Source organism: Clostridium sp. C8-1-8, from assembly GCF_009928445.1.
GTDB lineage: Bacteria > Bacillota > Clostridia > Clostridiales > Clostridiaceae > Clostridium_AR.
Map to the genome: position 1 here is coordinate 45,702 of NZ_JAABNO010000015.1, position 24,988 is coordinate 70,689.

17 protein-coding genes and 1 riboswitch are annotated in these 24,988 nt (G+C 31.2%); of the genes, 13 read left to right on the forward strand and 4 right to left on the reverse strand.

Going from position 1 to position 24,988, the window contains the following annotated elements; genetic code table 11:
• Positions 1-5: 5 nt before the first annotated feature.
• Positions 6-1,757: a methyl-accepting chemotaxis protein gene (locus GXK57_RS15450; protein WP_160678105.1), complete on the reverse strand. Its 1,752-nt coding sequence runs from the start codon at positions 1,755-1,757 to the stop codon at positions 6-8.
• A gap of 255 nt (positions 1,758-2,012) precedes the next feature.
• On the opposite strand from GXK57_RS15450, the gene GXK57_RS15455 reads away from it, so the two are divergent.
• Positions 2,013-3,707 carry a methyl-accepting chemotaxis protein gene (locus tag GXK57_RS15455; protein WP_160678107.1) on the forward strand — a complete coding sequence of 565 codons (1,695 nt, stop codon included), beginning with the start codon at positions 2,013-2,015 and terminating at the stop codon, positions 3,705-3,707.
• Between the two features lie 175 nt (positions 3,708-3,882).
• On the opposite strand, the gene GXK57_RS15460 is transcribed toward GXK57_RS15455, so the two are convergent.
• A complete protein-coding gene (locus tag GXK57_RS15460; protein WP_160678109.1) occupies positions 3,883-5,388 on the reverse strand; it encodes an ABC transporter permease in 1,506 nt (501 codons plus the stop codon).
• A 4-nt stretch (positions 5,389-5,392) separates the two neighbouring features.
• Positions 5,393-6,442, reverse strand: a complete 1,050-nt coding sequence (locus GXK57_RS15465; protein ID WP_160678111.1) for a hypothetical protein — start codon at positions 6,440-6,442, stop codon at positions 5,393-5,395.
• A 453-nt stretch (positions 6,443-6,895) separates the two neighbouring features.
• Here GXK57_RS15465 and GXK57_RS15470 point away from each other — a divergent pair, with 453 nt between their 5' ends.
• From GXK57_RS15470 to GXK57_RS15495, 6 genes are all read left to right on the forward strand, one after another.
• Positions 6,896-7,645 carry a DUF2161 family putative PD-(D/E)XK-type phosphodiesterase gene (locus GXK57_RS15470; RefSeq protein ID WP_160678113.1) on the forward strand — a complete coding sequence of 250 codons (750 nt, stop codon included), beginning with the start codon at positions 6,896-6,898 and terminating at the stop codon, positions 7,643-7,645.
• Positions 7,646-7,777: 132 nt separating this feature from the next.
• Positions 7,778-9,418: a SulP family inorganic anion transporter gene (locus GXK57_RS15475; protein ID WP_160678115.1), complete on the forward strand. Its 1,641-nt coding sequence runs from the start codon at positions 7,778-7,780 to the stop codon at positions 9,416-9,418.
• Between the two features lie 150 nt (positions 9,419-9,568).
• Positions 9,569-9,681, forward strand: a riboswitch (SAM riboswitch).
• A 132-nt stretch (positions 9,682-9,813) separates the two neighbouring features.
• The gene (locus GXK57_RS15480; protein ID WP_160678117.1) at positions 9,814-10,479 is read left to right on the forward strand and encodes an ECF-type riboflavin transporter substrate-binding protein; all 666 of its coding nucleotides are present in this window, start codon (positions 9,814-9,816) and stop codon (positions 10,477-10,479) included.
• A gap of 12 nt (positions 10,480-10,491) precedes the next feature.
• The gene (locus GXK57_RS15485) at positions 10,492-12,192 is read left to right on the forward strand and encodes a DUF3744 domain-containing protein (RefSeq protein ID WP_243156449.1); all 1,701 of its coding nucleotides are present in this window, start codon (positions 10,492-10,494) and stop codon (positions 12,190-12,192) included.
• Positions 12,185-13,012 (forward strand): energy-coupling factor transporter transmembrane component T, encoded by an 828-nt coding sequence (locus tag GXK57_RS15490; RefSeq protein WP_160678121.1) that lies wholly within the window; start codon positions 12,185-12,187, stop codon positions 13,010-13,012. The genes GXK57_RS15485 and GXK57_RS15490 overlap by 8 nt, the downstream gene beginning before the upstream one ends.
• A gap of 27 nt (positions 13,013-13,039) precedes the next feature.
• A complete protein-coding gene (locus GXK57_RS15495) occupies positions 13,040-13,576 on the forward strand; it encodes a DUF402 domain-containing protein (protein WP_160678123.1) in 537 nt (178 codons plus the stop codon).
• Positions 13,577-13,700: 124 nt separating this feature from the next.
• Here GXK57_RS15495 and GXK57_RS15500 read toward each other — a convergent pair whose 3' ends face one another.
• Positions 13,701-14,600 (reverse strand): DMT family transporter, encoded by a 900-nt coding sequence (locus tag GXK57_RS15500; RefSeq protein ID WP_160678125.1) that lies wholly within the window; start codon positions 14,598-14,600, stop codon positions 13,701-13,703.
• 333 nt (positions 14,601-14,933) lie between these two features.
• On the opposite strand from GXK57_RS15500, the gene GXK57_RS15505 reads away from it, so the two are divergent.
• The 6 genes from GXK57_RS15505 (at position 14,934) to GXK57_RS15530 (ending at position 24,951) form a co-directional block, all read left to right on the forward strand.
• Positions 14,934-17,093: a YhgE/Pip domain-containing protein gene (locus GXK57_RS15505; RefSeq protein WP_160678127.1), complete on the forward strand. Its 2,160-nt coding sequence runs from the start codon at positions 14,934-14,936 to the stop codon at positions 17,091-17,093.
• 17 nt (positions 17,094-17,110) lie between these two features.
• On the forward strand, positions 17,111-19,267 hold the full coding sequence (locus tag GXK57_RS15510) for a YhgE/Pip domain-containing protein (RefSeq protein ID WP_160678129.1): 2,157 nt from the start codon (positions 17,111-17,113) through the stop codon (positions 19,265-19,267).
• Positions 19,268-19,458: 191 nt separating this feature from the next.
• Positions 19,459-21,165: a diguanylate cyclase gene (locus tag GXK57_RS15515; protein WP_160678131.1), complete on the forward strand. Its 1,707-nt coding sequence runs from the start codon at positions 19,459-19,461 to the stop codon at positions 21,163-21,165.
• 19 nt (positions 21,166-21,184) lie between these two features.
• The gene (locus GXK57_RS15520; protein WP_160678133.1) at positions 21,185-21,856 is read left to right on the forward strand and encodes an MgtC/SapB family protein; all 672 of its coding nucleotides are present in this window, start codon (positions 21,185-21,187) and stop codon (positions 21,854-21,856) included.
• A 158-nt stretch (positions 21,857-22,014) separates the two neighbouring features.
• Positions 22,015-23,187 carry a malic enzyme-like NAD(P)-binding protein gene (locus tag GXK57_RS15525; RefSeq protein WP_160678135.1) on the forward strand — a complete coding sequence of 391 codons (1,173 nt, stop codon included), beginning with the start codon at positions 22,015-22,017 and terminating at the stop codon, positions 23,185-23,187.
• A 213-nt stretch (positions 23,188-23,400) separates the two neighbouring features.
• The gene (locus GXK57_RS15530; RefSeq protein WP_160678137.1) at positions 23,401-24,951 is read left to right on the forward strand and encodes a 2-isopropylmalate synthase; all 1,551 of its coding nucleotides are present in this window, start codon (positions 23,401-23,403) and stop codon (positions 24,949-24,951) included.
• Positions 24,952-24,988 lie beyond the last annotated feature (37 nt).

A 24,988-nucleotide genomic window follows, 5' to 3' on the forward strand; every position in this document is an offset into this window, starting at 1 on the left:
AAGCTTTATATCTTAAATTTTGATACTATAGACATAAGTTTTTCAACATTTTCCTTTGATTTATTCGATTGATCTATGACTTCGCCTGCCATGTCAACAATAGTATTTGTCTTTTCAGCAATTGTAGTCATGCCAGAAGCACCTTCATTGGTTGCATGGCTTACTTCGTCAATTGATCTATTAACATCTTGGATTGAAGCTAGAAGTTCCTCAGCAGTAGAGCTTAAGTCCGTAACTAAATCATTAAAGGTTAATGAATCAACATTATATTGATCCCCAGTAGTAACTAGCTTTTTATAATCAGGAATAACTTGCTTTTCAATGAAAGCTAACACATCTACAGAGCTATCTTTAAGCTTATTAACTGCATTTATTACTAAATCTGTAACTGTTTGAATCTGCATGGCGCTTTGCTTTGAAACTTCAGCTAACTTTCTTATTTCATCAGCTACAACTGCAAAACCTTTGCCAGACTCTCCAGCTCTTGCAGCTTCGATAGCGGCATTTAATGCAAGCAAGTTAGTTTGAGAAGATATTTCCAATATACTAGCAGTAAGGGAGTTGATTTGCTCTACAGCCTTTACTTCTTCAAGAGATGTTTTAAGGTTTTTATCTAATGTCACTGTCATTAGCTTAGAATCTTTTTGAGACTCAATAGCTTCAGATTTTAATGTAGTTGCTCTTAAGCTTATCTCTTTTGAAGAGGAAACTCCATCTTCTGATTTTGTTGCAATACTTTCAACTGCTTTTTCTATTTCTACGGTAGAAGCATTCATTTCTTCAGTAGCGGCAGAGGTTTCTTCCATTCCAGCAGATAGTTGCTCCACGGTTTTTGATATTTCTTCAAGCTCTGCACCTAGACTTACCATATTTATATTTGAACTTTCTACCATTTCATTAACAGACTTAGTGGAAGTAATAACATCACTTAGAACTTGTCTGAATTCTTTTCTGGATGCACCTTCAGCTATTATTATTTGCCCAAATTCATCTTTGTCTTCTAGATACTTTGTATAGCTATCATCATATATAAGATCAAGTTCTGCTGTTTTATTAATCAAAGAGATTGCAAGCTTTGCTCTTCTATTAATGTTAATTATCAAAGCTATTCCAAGGAGTAAGGATAAAGTTAATGTTATTAAAGAAGTTGTTAATATAATCCCTTCTACACTTTTCACAGATGAACTGCTATTGGATATAACAGTCTTGGCGTAATCATCAAGGATTTCCTCTATTTGATTAATATTGCCCCTTGCCGAATCGAAGGTGGCATAGAATTGCTTTTTGTCCTTGATAGAGTTATTTTGAGAATCATAAAGACTTGTCCACGATTTGAAGTCTTTATCAAATTTTTCAAATAACTGAAATGTGTTCAAATTAGAATCCTTATGAGTCAGCTTACTTATATTAGCTTGATCCTTAAGCAATATGTCCTTAGCTTTATTAACCCTTTCGTAAGTTTGTTTTACGTTTTCATCGTAGGTGCTTTTTAGCTTACTGACATCATCTGAAGCATCAATAGACTGAAGTTCGGATACAGCGGATATAGCTTGGTAAAAATCTCGGTCTGCATTTAATAACCAATATTCACTTAGGTGTGTCTCATCATAAAGATTTGAGACTAGTTTTTTTGTTAGACTATCAATGTTTAAGAGCGATACTGCTGAAACAAAAAACAATGATAATACAGGCACTAGCATAATAATACTCATCTTAGCACCTAATTTTAAATTATTGATTTTTAGAAATTTAAGCATATAAGTTCACCCCAAATAAAATTTATTTTTTTGAAAAGTCAGAAAACTTAGAATAATGTATATATAGTGATTGCTATCAACAGTATATAACAAAATATTATTTCTTTCTACAAAAAATTCACTTCAATTTTGGATTAATTATAGAAAAGTAACACATTTTTCATATAAGTAAAGAAATATAGAAGTTTTACGATAAAATGACTATATACTTTGAAGTATATAGAAAGTTATACACTTTTGGAAAGGGGATACTAGATGAAATTAAAGGGGAGAATATCTTTAATCATTTCTATTACTCTTGTTTTGTTTTCTTCGTTGTTAGGTGGAATTATTTATCTTAAGGTTACTAATATTATTGATATGAAGATACAAAGTGAGCTTAATACAAACTCAAATATGGGGTTATTGATTCTGGATAAAAAGTATCAAGGACAATGGAAGGTTCAGGATGGTAAGTTATATAAAGGGGAAAACATTATAAATAATGATTCTTCTGTAATAGACGAGGTCAAAGAAAAGACAGGCATGTATGCTACTATTTTTATGGGGGATACAAGAATAGCTACTAACATTAAAGATAAAGATGGCAATAGAAGTGTTGGTACTAAGGCAAATTCTGATGTTGTGAATACAGTTATAAAAGACGGTAAAACTTATGACGGCAAAGTAAATATACAAGGGAATGAAGTAAAATCACACTACGTACCATTGAAAGATGATAGTGGAAATATAGTAGGAATGTGGTTCGTTGGTATAGCACAAGAAGATGTATTAAAGCAGCTCACAGAAATGGCTATATACATAGCAGGTTTTAGTTTAATTCTAATATTAATTGGAGTATTTATTGCTATCAGAATTGCAAAATACATAACAAAAGACTTGGAAATCTTGCAGAAAGATATAGCGGCATTTTCTTCAGGAGATTTTAGTATAAAGATGAATAATAAACTTCTAGCAAGAAAAGATGAGATTGGACAGATTAGTAAAGTAGTTGAGTCTATGCAGAGTGGTATCAAGGGTATAGTAGGTAATGTTATAGAAGAAACTAAGGCTATTGAAAGTAATGTAGATACTATAAATGAGAGACTAAATAGGCTTAATGTGGACATAGAAAGTATATCTTCAACTACTGAAGAGTTATCAGCAGGCTTAGAACAAACTTCTGCTTCTGCTTATGAAATGAATGAAACTTCTTCAGCTATAGAATCAAAGGTAGAAGAAACTTCAGAAAAAGCTAAAAGTGGAAAGCTGGCATCTAGAGAAATAAAACTAAGGGCTGAAGAGTTGAAGGCAAAGGCTGTAAATTCACAAAAGTTTGCTAAAGACATATATGATAAAACACAAAAAAACATGATTGTATCTATAGAAAAATCAAAGTCCATTGAAAAAATTAAAATATTATCTGAAACAATATTAAAAATATCAGCTCAAACTAATTTGTTAGCTTTAAATGCTGCTATAGAAGCAGCAAGTGCAGGAGAAGCTGGAAAGGGATTCTCTGTAGTAGCAGATGCGGTAAGATCTCTAGCAGAAAATTCTCAAAACGCTGCAACAGAGATTCAAAATATAACTAAGCAGGTTATTGAATCAGTGGATGAGCTAGCGGAAAATTCCCAAGATATGCTGGAATTTATGGATAATACAGTTTTTCAAGATTATAAGACTTTTGTACAGACTGGTGAACAGTATAGAGAAGATGCAGTTTTCGTAGAAGGCTTAGTTACAGATTTTTCAACTACTTCAGAGGAGTTAGCAAGATCTATAAATAATATGGTAACAACCATAAATGAAATAACTAGTGCGGCAAATGATGGAGCAATTGGCTCTACTAGTATAGCGGAGAAAACTATAGCTATGGTTGATAGTATAAATACTTTAGTTAATGAAGCCAAAAATACTAAAGAAAGCTCTGATAGATTAGAAAATAGTATAAGTGAGTTTAAGGTGTGATAGTTATAGCAATTATGACTATAGGTGCTGTTAAATGTCTGTATTGACAATAGGTTATTAGTAACCTGGCCTTTATAAGCTTAAGCAAATAATTAATAGGATTTTATCATATTACATTATTAATGATATTAATTTAGTGATTTTAATTAATATAAGACACTAATAAGACAGTCAGCTAATGTCTAATCTTATTAGTGTCTTTTTGTGTTTTATTTTTCACTAGATTTCTCGCAATACAGGTACGTTTCTTTTCATCCGAAGTAAGATTTTTCGGTAATTTACCTATGCATTGCATAAGATTAAGTTGCTTTAGTGCCACTAAAACAATACCTTCTCTTTCAGTAGGTTTAATCCTTTGATAAATTAAAGGAAGCATAACATTATCAAAAACGCTGAACTCTCCTAATAGATCACAATCCTTTGATTCAAAACTTGTATCTTTAGAGATTGTTTCTTTAAGATGACTCTTTTCCATGGATAATATAATCCGATGACTTATCGTAACCACTATAAGACCTAACAATGCTACTACAACAAGAACAGTTAAAAAAGAAAAATTCACAGCATAATTATGTTGATCAAATTGTACTGAACTATCTTGATCAAGAGCTTGGAGTACATTTGCATTAGAATATTTTCTTATAGCAATAAAACTCAGAATTATAGAAATAAAGCTTTCTAGTATAAACTTAATTATAAGACCTGTGAAAGCTTGATTATTACTAGCTCCTAAAGATAGTTTTATAACTAAATCATTTTTATTATGGTACAGTTCACTTATGATACAGCCTATAAAAGTTAAAGTGGAAATAAATAAAACTATAATATTTAGTGTTAGTGAATATGGTATGTTATACTTTTCATTAAAAAAATTGTTTCTTACATCCTTAGGTTTATTAACATAATAGGAATAGTTAAACATACTTAGTTTATTTGTAGCTTCTTTAACTTTGTTCTGAAGGTATGATGAGGAAGCATTATCTTTGAATTCTATCAAAAAGCTGTTGTAAAAGATCTGATCTCGTAAAGATATATTATTAAGCTCAGCAGTCATTGGAGTTAGAGCTCTATTATCCAATAAATCTACAGCATCATGATTATAAATGGCATTACCCAAAGGTGAAGGGCAGTACTGTTTTATAAATCCAATTATATTATAGGTTCTGTTCCCTATGGCCAAATTGTCACCTAACTTTAGAAATTTCGAATAATTATACCCTAGTATTATTGGAATATGATTTCCCTCAGAAGAATTAAAATCAGAATGAGTAAAATACCTACCTGATAAAAGGTCAATTTTAAAATATTCTTGAATTTTATCATCAATTATAAGAGTATTAATCTGTATCCTCTTTTTATTTGAAGTAAATTGATAATCTTTAGCATAATAGTGACTGATATTCTTTATTTTAAGACCAGTTGATAACTCATTTATAAAGGTATTGTAATTTACATTTGTAATCTCCTTCGAAAAGATATTTTGATCAATTGTAGATGTAAGTTGAAAAATACTATCAGAAGAGGGAAGTTTATTTATAACATCACAGACATATTGGTATTGGCTGAATCTATTCTCTATTGTTATTGAAGAAGAAAATATAATCATAAGCAATACTATCATGCTTACATTGCATATAAGTGCTTTTTTTATACTAAAAATTCCATCATAAAGGTAAAACATAAAGTCACTTCCTTAAAAAAAGTAATTTTAGATATTGAACTGTGGATATAAAAAATGCTGCAACAATTAAAAATATCGTATTGATTTCTAGCATTTCTTTAGTTAATGGCATTGTATAGTAGGTTAATAGGATTTTGTGTATCAACGGTGCTAATAAATATATAAAAAATGTAGAAATAATTAGACTAATAATACTTGTAATAAAATTATCTTTTAAGATTATTAGACTTGTTATATGTGATGGTTTATTTAAAGTAGTGTTAAATATAATGTTATTATTACGCACTTTAAAACTGGAAAGTAATAGTATTGGTATTATTGAGAGTAGAATCAGAAAATATGTTTCTATATCAGTAAATGTATTAGGAAGAAATTTAGTATAACGATTAAGAGACATATTTTTAATCGTACAATTTATAGAAGCCTTTGTAAGAACATTTTTTAGAGTAAATATATCTGAATTTATTTTGGAAGTAGGATTAGATATATAGATATTTATACTTTTATTAACTAATAATTCATCTATTAATTCATCTGGAAAGGAATTAATAGGGATAATTACTGTAGGATATGGAGACTTGTCCGTATCTACTGAGCCTAAAATACCGATTAATTTGTAGTCTCTAATAAAGTTAGGTAAGTCCTCTTTAGACACTGTATTAGAGAGTAGCATGGATTTATTATCTCTAATAGAAAAGTAGGTTCCCCTTAGCAGTTGAGTTTTATAATAATATTTATCTTTAAGATTTGTAGTAATAATATTTATGGCTGATAGAGGAGTTTTTACTGATAAATCACTAATAATTAAGTCACTATCAAGGTTTGTAGCCCCTATAACTTTTATGAGGTTATTTAGCATGTTTTTATTTTGTATATGTATAGATATGGTATAACTTGTACCATTTGTCCTTATGGTATTGTTAAAATTAGAGTAGCTTTCTGAATCTATTAAGATTAAGTATAGATAAAATGTAATAAAGGAAATAATCAGTAAAGCTATATTAGGAAGTATAAAAAAGAGGTTATTTATCCATTTATTTGATGATGTATTCATCTAGAGTACTCCTTTTAGATTAGTTTTATATAGGTATACTATTTCAAAGTAAAATATATAAAGTAATAGTTCAGTTAGAAACTCTATAGTAGAGTTATAAGTAGAAATATCAAAGCTATGATTGCTCTAATATATATTTATAAGAATTATGATATGAAATTAAGTATTGCATTACAATATATGTAAAAATATATTAACTAAAAGTTATGAAAGTTTAACATTAGTTTGTAGATATTATTATGAAAAATCTAGATGTGCAAAAATATCACTGAAGAAGGTGTTTTTTATTTTGTGATATAATCACTATAAAAGAGTTGATATATAGAAACTAATAGTTGATTGACAAGTTCTATATAGTTTTTCAACTACAACTATTAAGTTTTCGTAATATTCATAGAATTAAGGAAGCTAATTGTTACATATAAATATAAATTAAGTGGAGACTTAGGAATTATGAAGAAAGACTTTTTGCTTGAGGAAGAACTATATATTCCTGTTAAGGAGTATTTTGTTAGTATAGGATATGAAGTAAAAGCAGAGGTAGGACATTGTGATGTGTTTGCTATGAAGGAAAATAAAGTTACAGTGGTGGAACTAAAGAAAGGACTTACTATAGAGCTATTAATACAAGCTGCTAATAGGCAAAGATTTGCTGACATTGTTTATATAGCTATACCAAAACCTAAAATTAATTTCTATAGTAAGAAGTGGAAGGATACCTTACACCTTCTTAGAAGACTACAGCTAGGTTTAATTCTAGTATCAAAAAAAGATAATGAGCATAATATAAAGGTTGCTTTAGAACCAACGGCCTTTGATATTAAAAAGAGTGTAAGTGCTGGCAAGAAGAAGAGAAATGCTTTAGTGAAAGAGTTTAAAAGTAGAAGTTTAGAAGATAATGTGGGTGGGAGTAGAGGAAAAAAACTAATGACAGCATATAGAGAGCAAGCTATAAAAATTGCAGAGTATATGATGGATAATGGATCAACTTCTGCAGCAGATCTTGCTAAAATAGGATTTGATCACAAAAAAGCTTATTCGATCATTTATAAAAACTATTATAACTGGTTTGAAAAACTTGAAAAAGGCAGGTATATACTCAATAAAAAGGGTATAGAAGAAATTGGGGCTAGAATAAAACATAAAGAAATAGAAGAACTTAATGATTCTAAGAGCTGTGAAACTGAAACTTATTGCCCTTAAAGGCAAGCATTGTGTAAGAACCTATTCAATAAATAAATAATTTAAAAAATTGGAACAGTTTCTGTAAATTTGGATTTTTGTGTTATAATTTCTACGGTTTAATAAATTATTTTAAAAAAGTGGGGGATAAAAATGCTAGTTCCAAAGTTGGTAACTTGTTTAAAAGGGTACACAAAGGAACAATTTCTAAGGGATATAGTTTCAGGGATAATAGTAGCTATAATAGCATTACCATTGTCTATAGCTCTAGCCATTGCTTCAGGAGTATCACCAGAAAAGGGATTGTATACAGCTATTTTCGGTGGTTTTATAGTATCTTTGCTTGGGGGAAGCAGGGTGCAGATAGGCGGTCCTACTGGAGCTTTTGTTGTTATTGTATACGGAATTATACAAAAGTATGGATTAGATGGACTTATAGTATCTACAATGATGGCTGGAGTTTTTCTAATCATAATCGGTTTTTTAAAGCTTGGAAGTTTTATTAAATTCATTCCTTCCTCAATTACCACTGGATTTACAAGTGGTATAGCGGTTGTAATATTTTCAACACAAATAAAGGATTTGCTTGGTCTTAATATCAAGTCTGTACCTTCAGAATTTATAGGTAAGTGGGAAGCGTATATCTCAAATATAGGAACTATAAGTTTTTCAGCAACTATTATAGCTTTGCTTACGCTTGCTATCATAATAGCATGGCCTAAGATAAATAAAAAGATACCTGGTACCTTTGTTGCTATAATAATTGTTACTATAATTACTTCTGTATTCAAACTTCCTATCAATACTATAGGAAAACAGTTTGGTCACATCTCATCAGCCTTACCTAGTTTTACTTTACCTAAAATAAATATGCAAATGATAAATGAACTTTTAATGCCTTCATTGACCATAGCTATATTAGGTGGTGTAGAATCATTACTCTCAGCAGTGGTTGCTGATGGAATGATAGGTGGAAGACATCGTTCGAACATGGAACTTATCGCTCAAGGAACAGCCAATATATTTTCAGCAGCTTTTGGGGGTATACCAGTAACTGGTGCTATAGCAAGAACCGCTGCTAACGTTAAAAATGGAGGAAGAACACCCGTTGCAGGAATAGTTCACTCTATTGGATTATTAATCATACTTCTAATTTGTATGCCTTATGTTAAGCTTATTCCAATGTCCTCATTGGCAGCGATTCTTGTTATGGTCTCTTATAATATGGGAGAATGGACAGTGTTTAAAAAGGTATTCAAAGCACCAAAAAGTGATTCTCTAGTATTTATTGTTACCTTCATACTTACAATTGTATTAGACTTAGTAGTGGCTATAGGAGTTGGAGTAGTACTGGCATCTTTATTATTTATGAAAAAGATGGCTGAAGTCACTGAAGTTAAATATGTACTAGATGACATAAAAGATTTAGAAGATAACAGCTTAAATGAATATAAGAGCATATCAGAAAATGTTGCTATTTATGAAATAACTGGACCATTTTTCTTTGGTGCAGCAAGCAAGTTTGTAAGTGCTATAAGAGAGATGGGACAACCGCCTAAAATCCTAATCGTAAAGATGACTAAGGTTCCTTATATGGATTCTACAGCTTACAACTCCTTTGAGATGCTAAATGAGATGTGCGTCAATAATAATACAAGACTAATGATATTAGATGCTCAAGAGCAGCCGATGAAAATGCTTAAGAAATATGGCTTTGTAGATATAATCGGTGAGGAGAACTTCTGCAGCACTCTAGACGAAGCTATGTCTATAGAAACTGAGAAGGTTAGCTAAAAAGTCAGATGGTACAAAAGATGACCTTAGAGAGTCTTCTTATGGACAAAGATTGCATAAAAAACATATATTGACATATAATTAACTAACGAATATAATAAAAATATAATCTAAAGTACGTACATTGATTATAAAAAATATAATAATATTCACTTATCGAGAGTGGTGGAGGGACTGGCCCTATGAAGCCCAACAACCGGCATTATTATTGCAGCGGTGTTAATTCCTGCAGAAAGTTTAATTTAACTTCTGAAAGATAAGACAAGTAGTGGTATGTTTATTTAAGCTATTTTTCTTATTTAGAAAAATAGCTTTTATTTTATGATTCAAAATAGGCTATGTTTAATTTCTACACAGTACTTTAACAGAGCCTAAAAATAAAAGGGGGCTTTTTAATGGATGGAATAAAAGGTTTTTTTACATCAATTGCTACAGTTCAAGGTATTATATCTATAGTAATATTGTTGCTTCTAATCGCTGCAGTGGTTTACTATGCAAAGAGAAAAGGAAATAAGGTAAGTCTTTCAACTAAGGGGGTAGTAGCTATTGGTATCGGTGCAGCACTTTATGCAGCTTTATCTTTTATATCAATACCTATTGGGCCAAATACATCTTTTAGACTTGCAGTAGCAATTCTTCCTATTTTCGGAGCTATTTTTGGACCACTAGTAGGATTCTTAGTAGGGTTTATAGGACATGCATTGAATGATGCCTTAGCATACGGTTCTGTTTGGTGGAGCTGGGTGTTTATGTCTGCGGCTATAGGATTATTTGGAGGTTTCGTAACTTTTGATAAGAAGTTTAATCCTTTAGCTGGTCTGATTTCTAAAAGAAACTATATACAGCTTTATGTATATTCTCTGATTGGAATAGTGGCAGGAAGTGTAGTTGCTTACTTTGGAGATGTGTTTTTATACTCAGAATCAGCTGGAAAGGTATGGCTTCAAATAATATTAGCTGGTGCTACTAATCTAGCTATACTTTTTGTTATTGCAAATCCAGTGATAATAGCAATTGCTAAACTAAGAAAAAGCAATAATAATTTAGAGGTAAGTGAATAGGGGGAAGTATTGGTGTCAGCTATAGAATTCAAAGAATTTAGCTTTAAGTATAGTAGTGTAAAAGATTATACCTTGAAAAATATAAATCTTAAGATCAACGCAGGTGAAAAAGTTCTAATAGCTGGTCCAAGTGGTAGTGGAAAATCAACTTTAGCTCATTGTATAAATGGGCTAATTCCTTTTATGTATAAGGGAGAAATAAAAGGGATTATCAAAATAGATGATTTAGAACCACATAAGAGCAGCTTACATGAGGTAAGTAAGCATGTAGGAACAATTCTTCAGGATCAAGATGGTCAGTTTGTAGGTATCAGTGTAGGTGAGGATGTAGCTTTTTTTTATGAAAACCATAATGTATCTAAGGATATCATGAAAGATGGAGTAGAGAAGGCTCTAGAAGCAGTTGGTATGCTTGATTACATAGAGGAAAGCCCACAAAATTTGAGTGGAGGACAAAAACAGAAGGTATCAATGGCTGGAATTTTGACTTCCAACTGCAACACACTTTTGTTTGATGAGCCACTTGCCAACTTAGATCCTTTTAGTAGCAAAAAAGCTATGGAAAAGATAGTTGAAATAAATGAAAAAACTAATAGTACTATAATTGTAATTGAGCATAGGGTTGAAGAGGTGCTAGAACATAATTTTGATAGAGTCATTCTGATAAGTGATGGAGAAATAAAATATGATGGTACTCCGGATGAAATTCTAAGCCTTAATCTGCTTTCTGCATATGGAATAAGAGAACCGTTATATATAGAGGCAATAAAAAAATGTAATTTAAGTATTAGTAAAGATGACAATATAGTTAATATAAACAACTGTATCAAGTATAAAGAAGCTATACTTGATGAATTTAATAACAAAGATGTACATATAAGAGAGAAAGCTAGTTGCAAGTTATTAGACGTTGAAAAACTAAGCTTTAAGTATTTTAAAGAGAAGGAAGATATACTAAGTAATATCAGTTTTTCTATAGAAAAAGGTGAGATGCTAGCTATATTAGGAAACAATGGTGCTGGAAAGTCTACATTGATGAAAATACTTACAGGGATAGAGCGGCAGAGCAGCGGAACCATAAAGTATTTAGGTAAATCAATAGATAAATGGTCTATAAAAAAGCGTTCGGAAATAATAGGATATGTAATGCAGAACCCAAACCAAATGATAACTCAAAACATGATTTTTGATGAGGTTGCTCTAGGTTTAAGAAATAAGGGCTTTGAAGAAGTGTTCATTAAATCAAGAGTTGAAGAAACTCTAAAAGTCTGCGGATTGTACAAATATAGAAAATGGCCAGTAGGGGCCTTGAGTTATGGCCAAAAGAAGAGGGTTACTATAGCTGCTATACTAGTTACAAAACCTGATATACTAATTTTAGATGAACCTACAGCAGGACAAGATTATAGAAATTATAAAGAATTTATGGGATTTATTGAGCATATTAAAGCTACAGGAGTTACAATTATTATGATAACTCATGATTTAAATCTGACCTTGGAATATGCTGATAGAGTTATTGTACTATCAGAAGGAAAGCTTATTGGCTGCGGCTCTATATTTTCAATAATGAATAATAAGGAAATAATAAAGAGAGCTAGTTTAAAAGAACCTTCTTTATACAAAATGGCAGAGGTATTAGGGGTAAAGGAAAGAGATAAATTTACTTCTTATTTTATTGATAAGATAAAGGAGGATTGCACTTATGAATAGAAGTGGTTCATTATATATTGAGAAAGATTCAATATTCCATAAACTTGATGGAAGTGTTAAGTTATTAATGATGATTATTTGGACTATATTTATATTCTTCTTTATGGATGCCCGTGTGTTTTTAACTATGTTAATCATAGGGTTTGGCTTTATACTAATTGCAAAACTTCCGTTTAAGAGCATAGCTCCACTAATAGTATTTATATTTATTTTTACGATATTTAATTCTTTGCTACTATTTATAGTAACTCCGGCTTATGGATCTACTTTAGTTGGAAGGTATACAACCTTACTTAATTTTCATGGATATAAGTTAACTTATGAAACTTTATTTTATGCCCTAACCTTATCACTTAAGTATTTAGCTATAATACCTTTAACCATTATATTTATATTTACTACCCATCCTAGTAAGTTTGCTAGTAGCCTAAATAGAATAGGGATTTCTTATAAGGTGGCCTATGCAGTAAATATAGCTTTAAGATATATTCCTGATGTGAAGGATGAGGTTAAGAATATAGTTAATGCACAGCAAGCTAGAGGTATTGCTTTTAAAAAGGAGGATGCTCCATTTTATAAAATATTAAAAAACTATACTATTATACTTTTCCCACTTATAATATCCTCTCTAAACAGGATTGAAGTGGTTTCTAATGCCATGGAGCTTAGAGGCTTTGGTATTAGTAAAAAAAGGACATGGTATAACAGAGAAAATTTAAAGGCTTTAGATATAATTTTTATTACGTTATTTATCCTTCTTCTGGTAGTTGGACTAATATTTAAAAAGAATCTTTTTACTCACTTTTGGTACCCTTGGTAGAACGATGAAAGACTTAGGAGGTTTTTTATGAAGAGAAAGTTTATTGATAGAAGCTCTTGGAGTAGAGTTGACAAAAGTACATCTAAAACCGTATATATTGAAAATCAAGAATTTAAGGGGTATGTATATTACATACTTTGTGAAAAGGTTAATAGCTGTTTAGAAGTTAACATGCAAGGAAAGAAAGTACATTTAGTGGATGATGGCTATAAATGGCTACAGATATTGCCTTTAGATAAGAGGTATTCTATTACAACCATGATTGATGATAAAGATGAGATAGTACAGTGGTATTTTGATATAACAAAGAAAAATGGAATTGATGAAGAGGGAAAAATCTATTATGATGATATGTATTTAGATGTGGTTGTATTACCATCTTCTGAGATAATATTACTTGATGAAGACGAATTAGAGGAAGCCTTGGAGAATAACTTAATTAATAGAGAAGATTATGATTTAGCTTATAGTGATGCTAAGGAAATAATGAATGGTTTAGCTAGGGATGTAGAGAAGCTAAAAATATTTACTACTAAGTTTTTGAAAGAAGTTACTGTAAAATAATAATACATTTAGAATAGTAATTTAATACAAGGTTATAGTAATATAATTAAAGGTGATACAAGATATACTTATAAGTTATCTGTATCACCTTCAATTATTGTTATGGGTTCTAAATAGCCAAGCTTTATTTGAATTTATTAGTGCCCCACACTCCAGTAAGTATAAGTATTGAGCCTACAAAATGATATATGTGAAAACTCTCATTAAGGATTAAAACACCTGCAACTATAGATACAATAGTAGATATATTAGAAAATACTGAGGTTTTTGATGCTTGTATCTTAGATAATGTAAAATTAGTTAAGAAGTAAGCAATTATGGACGATATTATTCCTAAATATAATATAGAAATAACAAAGGTTCTGCTTTTTAAAGGCTCGAAGTAATTGTAGATATTTCCATTGATTAGAACATCTACTATGTTCATTATCGTAAAGCATAAAGCAGCGAAAAACATCATAAAATAAGTAATCTCAACAGGAGTATAGTATTTAGATACTTTTCTAGATATTATACTGTAGAAGCCGGCAGAAGTGACTGCACCTAAAAGTAGTATTATTCCTCCAATAGAGGTTCCTTGTCCACCAGTGCTGCTCATTATTCCAATGAGAGCTACACCACTTACGGATAATACTATAAATAGTATTCTTTTTATGGAAGGTACTTCATTTAAAAAATAAGCTCCTAGTAAGGTTACTGCTATGGGAATCAAAGCTAGCATAAGTCCTGCAACGGATGAAGAAGCATTTTTAACTCCGTATGTTTCGAATATAAAATATATTACTGGCTCAGCAAGACCTAATACTATTAAACCACCTAGAGGTTTATTTTTATAGTTAACCTTTATTATTTTAAATATTATCAGTATTGTCATCACTAAAAAGGCCAATAAGAAACGGAAGGAAACAAGCATAAAAGGCGTGGCTACAGTTAGTGCCATTTTTGAAAATAAAAAGCTTAAACCGAAAATTACAGAGCTAATTGATACAGCAATATAGGGCAAGAAATTACTTTTTTTGTCCATATAATAAATCTCCTTAAAATGAAAGTATATATAAGTATATGTTTGTAAATCATATATGGATAAAATGTTTTGATATATCTTAAAATATATAATTACAATGAGATATTATATTTTATAAGACTTATGCTGTCAAACAATGTTATTAAAATTTAAAATAAGTATGATTTTTTAAAACTTAATCATAGCTTCTTAAGATAGAATAATTAGTCATTTTTAAGAAGATGTAAATTGTATTAAACAAGAATCTAGTATATAATACATACGCTAGCATAGGACAACTATTTTTGTTATTGATTTATAGAGTGCACGTGCAATAATAGATGGAGGAGTAAGATGAAGAATATTTTAAAAGTATTTAAACGAGATATGAAGAGTATAGCAAAAAATCCTGTTGCTCTATTGATAATTGGAGGGTTGTGTGTTATACCTTCGCTGTATGCTTGGGTAAACATAAAGGCATGTTGGGATCCTTATGAAAATACAAGCACAATACCAGTTGCAGTTGTAAATAACGACAGACATGTATCTTTTAGAGGAAAAGAAATAAATATAGGTGAACAAGTAGTCGAAAAGTTAAAAGATAATAAGAAAATTGGATGGACTTTTGTTAACTCCAAGGACGCAGACTTAGGTGTAGTAGATGGAACCTACTATGCAGCTGTAGAAATTCCAGAAGACTTTTCTTCAAGGTTCGTAAGTGTATTGTCTGACAATCCGAAGAAGCCTCAAATAAACTATAAAGTTGATACAAAGGCAAATCCGGTGGCCACTAAGATAACCGGAGTAGCTAAGAATACTCTAACCGAGGAGATAACCTCTAATTTTATAGAAACAGTAAACTCAACCATTTTTACCTCGCTTAATGATGTAGGACAAAATGCTGAAAAGAACAAACAAGACATAATTAAACTAAAAGATAATATTATTCTAATGAATAAAAATATGGATTCTATAATTGATGGATTAAAAAATATACATACAAGATCTGGAGACTTAAGTAAGTTCTTAACAGAAATAAAAGCTACAATGCCATCAATAAGCAGCGGACTTAATGTGGTTATTCAAAGTAATGATAATAATAAGCAATTGATTAAGTCAACTCAAAATGCAATGAATAACTCCTTTGACAATATTGGACTTACTTTAAACAATTCGCAAGCCTCAGTATATAGAATTCAGGCTTTAGTTTCAGAGCTTAATACTTCTGCTTCATCAACTGCCACCTCACAGATGAACTCTACAGTTGGCCAGATAAGCATGGAAATTACTAATTTAAATAATGGAATAAATTCTACTATAGATTTTTTACAAAAGCTCAATGAAACAAATCCAAATGGTGAAATAACAAAAATGATAACATCATTAAAAAATATTCAAAATGCACTGAATGACGAAAGTAAAAGATTAGATAATCTGAAAAGTCAGTTAAGTGCTGCAAATAAAATTAATAAGGATATGATAGATTCAATAAATAATGGAATCTCTAACCTAAACGTTCAAATAACTAATACTACAAAGCTATACAATACCAGTACAAGAGCATCGTTAAATACCATAGCTAATAATCTAATAGTTGCTACAGATGATGCTACTGATTTAATAAAATCAGCGCAAGATCTTGGTAGTCAGATTGACAAACTTATGAATACAGCTATAGATGGAACTAACTTAGCTAATAAGGTATCAGGTGACTTAGATTATAGATTACTTCAATTTAAGGATGTAATAGGTAAGCTAAGTGAAAAGCTGCAATTAATAAATAACAATGATTTAGTACAAATAATAACAATATTGCAAAGTAATCCTACGTTTATGGGAGATTTTATTTCAGATCCTATAAATCTAAAGGATGAGGCTATAAATGCAATTCCAAACTATGGTTCAGCTATGGCCCCAATTTATACTGTTCTAGCTCTATGGGTAGGATGCTTACTGCTTACTTCTCTATTAAAGACTAAGGTAGCACCTTTTGAAGGTAGTGAAAAACTTACCTTGAGAGAAAAACATTTTGGTAAGATGTTGACTTTTATAACTTTAGCAGCAATTCAAGGCTTCATAGTATCGGTGGGCGACAAGTTATTGCTTAATGTATACACAGTAAATACAGCTTTGATGATTATCTTTTCGGTAGTGTCATCTATTGTATTTGCCATAATTACTTATACTTTAGTTTCTATATTAGGAAACATAGGAAAGGCAGTAGCTATAGTGTTTATGATAATACAATTGGCGGGTAGCGGAGGAACCTACCCTATTCAAGTGGATCCGATGATCTTTAGGATACTTCAGCCTCTTTTCCCTTTTACCTATAGCGTAGGAGGTTTTAGAGAAGCTATAGCTGGACCGCTTATAAGTAGTGTAGTTTTAGATTTTACTGTGCTTCTTATAATAGCAGCAATATTTATCTTGATTGGTTTCTTCTTTAAAGAGCCTTTGCATAATCCAATTCATCGATTTGAAGAAAGGTTTGAAGAATCAGGTATAGGAGAATAAAACTTAAGGAGCGAGTTATGAAGAAGGTTTTTAAAGTATTTAAACGAGATTTAAAAAGTATAGTTAAAAATCCTGCAGCATTGGCTATAGTAATAGGACTATGTATTTTACCTTCTCTTTACGCATGGATTAATATAAAAGCTTGCTGGGATCCTTATGCCAATACAGGCAATCTTCCAGTAGCTATAGTTAACAATGATGAAGGAACAAACTTTAACGGGAAAAATATAAATGCAGGTGATGAAATAGTAGCTCAATTAAAGAATAACAAAGCAATTGGATGGGTTTTTGTGGATCAATGGCAGGGAAATTACGGGCTAAACGAAGGAAAGTACTATGCCCTAATAGAGATCCCTTCGGATTTTTCAAAAGGGTTGGTTAGTCTGACTACTGTAGCACCAAAAAAACCAGATATAATATACAGAGTTAATCAAAAGTTGAATGCTATAGCAGCTAAGATTACTAATGCAGCCAAAGAGAGCGTAGCTAAAAGTATTAAGGAAAACTTTGTAGATACTGTAAATAAAGAAGCTTTAAAGACTATAAATTCAGTGGGTGAAGAGTTTAAAGTGAACAAATCACAAATAGTCCAGCTTAAAGATACTATGGCTGAAGCAAATAGTAATATAGGTGATATAAGAAAATACATAACAGAAGCAAATAATAATTCTGAAGATATTCAGAAGTACTTAAATAATGTAAAGACAAAGTTGCCTAAGATAACAGAACAGATAAATAGTCTTCAAAAAGTTACAGAAGCCAGTAAGGACTTAACTATATCTACAAAGCAAAGTATCAACACCATAGCATCATCAATAAATACCGATATAGGTAAGCTTCAGAATATAAACCAGCAGAATCAAAGCCTTTTACAGAAGCTTAAGGATATAAATAATGGATTAAGTTCAGAAAACTTTGATACTATTGTTAGTGAGATGTCAAACTTAATGGATTCTTTAAAGAGTATTATTGATGCGGATACTAAAAATTTGCAAACTATAAGCAATTTAAAGCCTAATAACCCTTTAGGAGGAAATATAAATTCTTTCAATACATTGAAAAGTACTGCAGATATGGAGCAAAAGGCTCTTAATGATTTGAAGAATGCTAAGGATAGCGGAGGTAGTAAGGATTCTATCAATTCATCATTAGATCAAATATCTCAAACAAGCGATAATTTGACTAATCAGATCATAAATGTTTCAAATAGTTTTTATTCCAATGGCATTGCTGTTATCAATAGTGTGGCAGACGGTATTACAACAGGCTTAGACAATGCTAATTCAATTTTAGAAACTACTAAGGTTATTGTTCCACAGTTAGATGCATTAGCCAACTTTGGAATAGCAAGTAGTAAAGCATCAGTTAGCGAGGCTAGTGAACTCAATGGCAAGTTGGCGGCTTTGCAGGTAGAGTTAAATAATCTAAGTGATAAGATGAAAGATCTAACCGATGATAATATAGACCAGATAGTAAAGCTTATGAAGATGAATCCAGATGAAATAGCCGATTTCATATCTTCACCAATAAATGTTAAAGAGGTTGATGTATATGATTCAGGTATATTTGGTGTTGGTCTTACACCGTTTTATACAGTACTAGCTATATGGGTAGGAGCACTACTTTTATCATCTTTACTTACAGTAGAAGCTCATGATTTTGAAGATGGAGAAAAGTTAAATCTACTTCAAAGACATTTTGGTAAGATGTTATTATTTTTAATGATTTCCATGATTCAAGCTGTAATAGTAACTTTAGGTGATAAGTATATATTGGGAGTAAAACCAGTAGATTTGAGGCTTATGTTGATCTTTGCCTTACTTTCAGCAGTGACTTTTACTATTATAATATTTACGCTAGTTTCAATATTTGGTAATGTAGGCAAGGCTATAGCTGTTGTAATAATGGTATTTCAAATAGCTGGAGCTGGAGGCATATATCCTATACAAACTAATCCGAAAATATTTGGAATACTACAGCCTTTATGGCCATTTACCTACGCAATAAATGGTTTTAGAGAGGCTATTGCAGGACCAGTATGGGATAGTGTTTACAAAAACATAAATGCGCTAATTACTTTTGCCTTATTTTTTGCAGTCCTTGCAGTTCTTAAGAGACCGTTCCATAAGCTTACAGAGTTTATGGAGCATAAGTTTAAGGAAGCTGGAGTATAGATAAAAGAATAAAAAAATCGCTAAAGTGAACTGCTTTAGCGATTTTTTTTCTATTATTTCTTTTCTAAGGTACATGAGGAAAAGCTGTTCGGAGATATAAGTTCTTGCTTGTAAATTATATTTTTAGCTACATATAAAACTATTGTCTATTCCGGTCGATAATATAAAAAAGGATACGGAGGATAAATAAGATGCAATTATTAAAACCTTCAGTTGCATTGATGAGGAACTTAAGATATATTAGAAAATTTGAATTAATATTCGCAATAATGCTTTTACCTATGTCTATAATGATGTTTATATTTATATTTCAGATAAGTAAAGAATTAAACTATGCTAAGAAACAAAAAATAGGCTTGGAATATAACTTTGCATTAGATAAACTAACAGGGGATATTCAAAGACATAGAGGGCTGCTTAGTGTTTATCTTAGTGGTGATGTAGCATTTAACAAATATATTGATGAAGATGAAAATAATATAAAGAAAGATATAGAACAAATTGAGATACTAAACACAAAATATGATGAGGATTTAAAAGTAAAGGATAAGTGGAAAGCACTTAATGCTCAGTGGCTTGAAGTTGAAAGTAACATAAGTATATATACAAGGGAGGAATCTTTTGATGAGCATTCAAAGCTTATATTTAATATAAATGATATGAGTCAGTATGTAGCAGATATATCACTTCTTAGAGTTCAAAAAAAGATAGAAGATCATTATGTAGCTAATGACTTAATTAATACTTTACCTAATATCATCGAGCAAATGGGACAGGCTAGGGCTATTGGTGCTAGGTCTGCTGCTAGAAAAAATCTTACATCTTATGATAGTGAAAACTTGGAGTATATAACTAAGGAGATAAAACAGAGATTAAAAGAAACAGAAAAAAGTATGAAAGTTATATCTAATAACTCTAATGATAAGAAAAAGCTTACACAATCCTATGAAGGATCAATTAAAGCAATTGACGATTTGATATATACTCTTAATAGTGAATTTTCATATAAAAAGGATATAACAATAGGTCCTGATGAGTTTTTTTTCTATGCCACAGAGAAGATGGATGAAGTTAAAAAGTTATCTATGGTTGAAGCTGACATATTATTAAAGCAATCTGAAAGTCAGATCAGAGATTTGGATTTTTCTAGAAACCTTATAACATTATCAGTTTTAGCAATATTAGCTTCAATAATTTACTTGTTTTTAGGATTCTATAAATCTATTTTAGATAGTATTCTATCTATTAAAGGTGTTGCTGCAAAAATAGCAGAAGGAGATTTATCAGAAAGAATACATTTAGAATGTGAAGATGAAGTTAGGGAAATAGGTGATTCGGTAAACAAGATGCTTGACAGGCTTATTGATAACTATCATGAGGTTAGAAGAGCAAGAGATATATCAGAAAAGGTAGCTAACCATGATTGGCTTACTGGAGTACCTAATAGAGCTTTTTTTATGAGAAAACTTGAAGATCTTATAGAAGAGTATAAAGATACTGAAACAAAATTTGCAATTTTGTTCATTGATTTAGACAGATTTAAGTGGATAAATGATAACTTAGGTCACCAAATGGGTGATATAGTTTTAAAAGAGGTCGCAAAGAGGTTAGTGGATGTAATAAAGAAAAAAGGTATAGTTTGTAGACTTGGTGGAGATGAGTTTACAGTAATTTTAACTGACTTTCAAGATAAAAAGGATATCATGGATACTATTGCAAAAATTGAAAAATATATTGAAGAACCTTTAACTTTAGGTAATAATAAATATAGTGTAGGAGCAAGTATAGGATCAGTAATCCATCCGGATGAAGCAGATGGGTTTGATGAACTTATACAAAAAGCAGATATAGCGATGTATGATGAAAAAAGAAAAAAGAAGTGTAAAAATTTAAGCTAATTATGGCAAAGGTGATATAATGGATTATAGGTTGTTGTTAGAGAACTTACTAAGGCTTCTATTAGCTTCCTTTTGTGGAATTTTGGTAGGATGGGAACGTAAAAGTAGGATGAAAGAGGCTGGAATACGGACTCATTTCATAGTGGCATTAGGAGCTGCACTAATGATGGTTATTTCTAAATATGGGTTTCAAGATCAAGAGGCTTTTTTAAAGGTACCTATAGATCCCACTAGAATTGCTGCTCAGATAGTAAGTGGAGTAGGATTTCTTGGTGCTGGAGCAATCTTTATGCAGAAAAATACAATAAGGGGACTTACTACAGCAGCTGGGATTTGGGTAACAGCAGGAATAGGAATGGCCATAGGCGCTGGAATTTATTTTGTTGGTTTTGCCGCTACTATAATTATAGTGATAGGGCAGACTGTGCTTCATCGCGATTATAAATGGTTAGCTTCCCCTAAGGCTGTACCTATGAATATAATAGTAGTTGATCATGAAAAGGCAATCAAAGATATAAGCGATAGATTTAAAGAAAATGATATTACAGTGTTAAAGATGAAAGTAGTAAAGAAAACTGATGAACAACTGATAGATTTGAGGCTTATACTGAAAGTAAGTTCATCGCTTACACCTATTGATCTTATTTCTCTAATAGAAGAGGATAAAAATGTGAGATCAGTAGAAATTTAAATGGATAAAAGGTCTCTAAAGCTTCTTTCTTTAGAGACTTTTTACTTTATAGAAATATAAAAAAATTTGCTAGCTTAATCTAGTGAATTCAGTGTCTTAGGGAAATTTACTAGGTTTAGCAGTGAAAAATAAAACAAATTTTGGGGAGGATATAAACTATGAATTATTTTGAAGAAAGCTTAAGGGTTCATGAAGAACATAAGGGGAAGATAGAAGTAGTTTCTAAGCTTAAGGTAGAGACTAGAGAAGATTTGAGTATCGCATACACTCCAGGAGTAGCAGAACCATGCAAGAAGATACATGAAAATAAAGATGATGTTTATAAGTATACTGCAAAGGGGAATCTGGTTGCAGTTGTAACTGATGGAACCGCTGTTCTAGGACTAGGAGATATAGGACCTGAAGCAGGGCTGCCTGTTATGGAAGGGAAGGCTATACTTTTTAAAGAATTTGCTGGAGTTGATGCATTTCCTATTGCTTTAGCCTCTAAGGATCCGGATGAAATTGTTCAAGCTGTGAAGCTAATAGCTCCAGGTTTTGGGGGAATTAACTTAGAAGATATTTCAGCACCAAGATGTTTTGAAATAGAAGAGAGGTTGAAGAAAGAACTTGATATTCCAGTATTTCATGATGACCAACATGGAACTGCTGTAGTAGTTTTATCTGGAGTTATAAATGCTTTAAAGATAGTACATAAAAATATAGAAGACATAAAAGTAGTAGTAAATGGCGCTGGTGCAGCTGGTACAGCTATAGCTAAGCTTCTGCTATCACTTGGAGTGAAAAATCTTATAGCTTGTGATAAAGTAGGTATTTTATATGATGGAATAGAAAATGTAGATGATGCAAAGAAAGCATTGGCTAAAATATCTAATCCTGATAAAATAAAAGGAATTTTATCAGATGCATTAGTAGGTGCAGATGTATTTATAGGAGTATCAGCTCCAGGAATATTGAAAACAGAAATGGTTAAAAGTATGAATAAGGATGCTATAGTATTTGCAATGGCAAATCCTGTCCCTGAAATAATGCCAGATGAAGCCATAAAGGCTGGAGTTAAGGTAATAGGTACAGGAAGATCTGATTTTCCTAACCAGATCAATAACGTATTAGCTTTCCCAGGAATATTTAGAGGCGCTTTAGATGTAAGAGCAAAAGAAATTAATGAAGAGATGAAGATTGCAGCTGCTTATGCTATAGCTGATTTTGTTAAGGAAGAAGAATTAAGTACGGAAAATGTAATACCAAGTGCTTTAGATAAAAATATAGCGAAGGTCGTTGCTGAAGCAGTGGCTAAGGCAGCAAGAGAAACTGGAGTTTCTAGAATATAATTAAAGTGAGATTAGAGCAGAGAAAATATGTCTATTAAGTATAGGCATATTTTTTTATTATTAAATAGAGGCTAAGTTTATTATATAAAAACAAACGGCACAATTACATTTCCAAAGGTGTATAATTATAGATATGCCACCTTATAATTTGTACAGGTGTTGTATGGATCTGTCTTTAGTTATTAACCTATATACTGTTTGGAGGATAGATATATGAAAAAAATTATAGTTTTAGATACAACCTTAAGAGATGGAGAACAAGTTCAAGGGGTAAAGCTTAACTTATATGAAAAGTTAAAGATTGCAGATCAGCTTAAAAATCTAAATGTTGATATAATTGATGCTGGGTTCCCAGCGGGGTCTACTCAAGATTTCAAGTCTGTTGAGAGTATTTCAAAAAAGCTAGGAAGTTATACCTCAATATCTGCCATAGCTAGAGCTGTTAAGGAAGATATTGATCTAGCATACAAATGTTTAAGGTTTGCAGAGGATCCTCTAATTCACATATCCATAGGTGCATCAGACATACATATAGAAAAAAAGCTTAGGAAAACCCGTGATCAAATATTAATACAAAGTAGTGAAGCTATAAGATATGCTAAAAAGTTATGTAATAACATACAGTATTCTGTTGAAGACGCAACAAGGGCAGATTTTGATTATCTTTGGGAAAATATAGAGAACGCAGTAAAGGCAGGAGCAACAATCATTAATATAGCTGATACTGTAGGTTTTGGATTACCGGAAGAATTTGGATATTTGGTAAAGAAAGTGAACTATAATTTGAAGAACTTAGATCAAAATGCAATATTAAGCGTTCACTGTCACAATGATATGGGACTTGCTACAGCTAATACCTTAGCAGCAATAAAAAGTGGTGCTGATAAGATAGAAGCTACTATAAATGGTGTAGGTGAGAGAGCTGGCAATGCCGCTTTAGAAGAGATTGCTATGGCTCTTAAGATAAGAGATAGTTATTATAATGCCTATACTAATATAATATCTACAGAACTAAAGAAAACCTCAAAGCTAGTGAGCTATATTATGGGCTTGGATGTTGCTGCAAATAAGGCAATAGTAGGAGGAAACGCGTTTGTTCATTCTTCAGGAATACATAAAGCAGGTGCCATAAAAAGCAGAGATGTTTACGAAATAATACACTCAGAAGATATTGGTAGTGAAGAGTCGGATATAATATTAACTATGCATTCAGGAAGAATTGAGCTAAAGGATGCACTCTCTAAGTTAGGTTTTGAGAAGTTAGATGATGAAGAGCTAAATAAGATATTTGATAAGTTTCAAGATATAGTTGAATTGAAAAAAGAAGTGTATGATTACGACCTATATTATCTAATAGAAAGTATAGTAGATATAAATCCTGATTTAGGTGATGAGATAATCGAAAAACGAAAAAATCTTTACGAATTAGTAGAACTTCAAGTGATAAGTAATAGCATATTTCCGTCTGCAAGTGTAAAGATTAAAAGAGGCGATAAGACATACAAAAAAAGCAGCATAGGTAATGGAGTTGTTGATGCACTTTATACTGCTATAAAGGAAGTTGCTGAACTAGAAGTTGATTTAAGAGAATATAAGATAAGTAGCATATCTAAGGGAAAAGAAGCCCTGGGTAAGGTTACTATAAACCTAAATTATAATAAAAAGAACTATATTTCCAGAGCTATTGATACGGATATAATAAAAGCTAGTGCATTGGCGTTTATCAATGCTCTAAACAACATAATGATGGATAAGATCAAATAAAATTATAAATATCATATGTGCAGAAAAATTCACTAAA